Source organism: Nocardiopsis kunsanensis DSM 44524 (genome assembly GCF_000340965.1).
Classification (GTDB): Bacteria; Actinomycetota; Actinomycetes; order Streptosporangiales; family Streptosporangiaceae; genus Nocardiopsis; species Nocardiopsis kunsanensis.
In genome coordinates this window covers 1-1,800 of record NZ_ANAY01000072.1, presented here as the reverse complement: position 1 = coordinate 1,800, position 1,800 = coordinate 1, and the positions used below count along the sequence as shown (strand labels likewise).

Below are 1,800 nucleotides of genomic sequence, written 5' to 3'. Positions count from 1 at the left end.
TCGCCGCGACGGGTCGTGAGGCTTTTCCCGGACCGACCCAGGCCGCCCGCATCGCCCGCATCCTCGGCGGCGAGCCGGCCGTGGAGGATCTCGACGGTCCGCTGAGCGGGATCGTGGGCGCCTGCCTGGACAAGAACCCCGCCGCCCGGCCCGACGCCGCCACCCTGCTGCAACAACTCGTGACGCTGCCCGCCGAGGGTGTCGCACCCGTCACCGGCGGCCCCGCCGGCGGGGGAACGGCGCCCACGACGGTGGAGCCGCCGACCGACGACCGGACCGCGGTCACCCCCTCACCGGACGCCGCCACCAGCCTTGAGGCCGACCGGACCCGGATGGAGACCTCCGCCCCCGAGCAGGTGCCCGGCACCCGGGTCGCCCCGCCCGCGCAGGTCGACCCGACCCGCGCCTACACCCGCGTCGCCGGCCCCGAGGAGCGGGCCGCCCACCAGGAACCGCCGGCCGCTCCCCCCGGACCGAGCAGGTCCGAAGGCGCGCGCAGCTCCGGACCTCACAGCGCTCCGGCCGGGTCGGGGAGCTGGGTGCACCGTGACGGTGTGCCGCCCTACCACTTCCTCGACGTGCGCCACGAGGATCCCGGCACACTCGCCGAGGCCATGCAGCAGAACTGGAACGAAGCACTGCGGGTCTTCGCCGAACCGGGCGAGCGCGGTGCCCTGAGCGCCTGGCTCACCGACGACATCGGCGACACTCTGGTCGACCGGTCCCTGTTCCGGCGCCAGGTGAGCGACGCCAACCTCGCCCTGGCCGCTTTCGTCGCCCAGGTGCGCCCTGATCTGCCGCCGGTCTTCCGGGGCCGTGCGGCCACCGTCGAAGCCCTCACCGAACAGTTCTCCGACCCCGCCCCGGTCCTGACCGGTGCGCCCCAGGCCAACGAGCTGGCGCTGCTGGCCCGCCCCGAGGTGCTGCGCACCATGGGACGGCACCACAGCGACCGTCCCGGCGAACTCCGACGCCTGGCCGACCAGCTCGAGACCGCCGAACGTGCGGGGATCGACTTCCAACGGCAGCTGGCCGGCGGGCTCAACGGGTGGAGCGACGTGCAGAGCGGCGTCAACCCCGCGCTGGTGCTGGCCTTCCTGCTCGGCCCGCAGTCCCCGCCCCGGCCCGTCAGCGACGACGCCGGGGTACGCGAGTGGATCGACATCCTGTGGACCAAGGTCGCCGCGGCCGCACAACCGGCCGCGGCGGGGTACGCGGCGGCCGTCCACAGGTGCCTGCCCACCCTGGTCACGCTCGCTCACCAGCGGCGTGAATGGGAGGGCCGTTACGCCGCTGTCGCCACCGAGCACGACTCCCTCGGGAGCGCCGTACGCAGACAGGGCTATCTGGAACTGGCCGGAAAGATCTCCAAGTGGTGCCTGCTCGGGCTCATCGGCAACACCATCGCCTCGGCGGCCGGGTCCGACCCCCTCATGATGCTCACGGGCCTGGCCTTCTTCGCCGGGCTGATCGGTGTGATCGTCACCGGCCCGGCCCTACGCCTGGTGTACGGGCCGCCCGCCCGGCGTACCGAGCGGACCATGGAACTGCGGAGCCGGTCCGAGCATCTACGACAGTTGCAGGGTGGTGTGGACCGGATCCAGCGTGACCTGGACACCGCCCGGCGCATCACTTCGGGCTGAGCGGGCCCGACCGACCCCCTGATCTCCCCACACGGAAAAGAGGACTCCAGTGTCACGACCCGGCCAGGTCCTGGGCGGCTTCCGCATCGAGCGTTCCCTGGGGCGCGGCGGTTTCGGCGAGGTGTACCTGGGTGAGGACGAGGCGGGCCGGTTGGCG

Annotated in this window: 1 protein-coding gene; it reads left to right on the top strand. The window is 73.3% G+C overall.

Annotated features, from left to right (window positions below; translation table 11 throughout):
- Positions 1-1,643: serine/threonine-protein kinase (locus tag D456_RS26995; RefSeq protein WP_017578574.1), on the top strand; the 1,643-nt coding region annotated here is incomplete at its 5' end.
- Between the last annotated feature and the right edge of the window lie 157 nt (positions 1,644-1,800).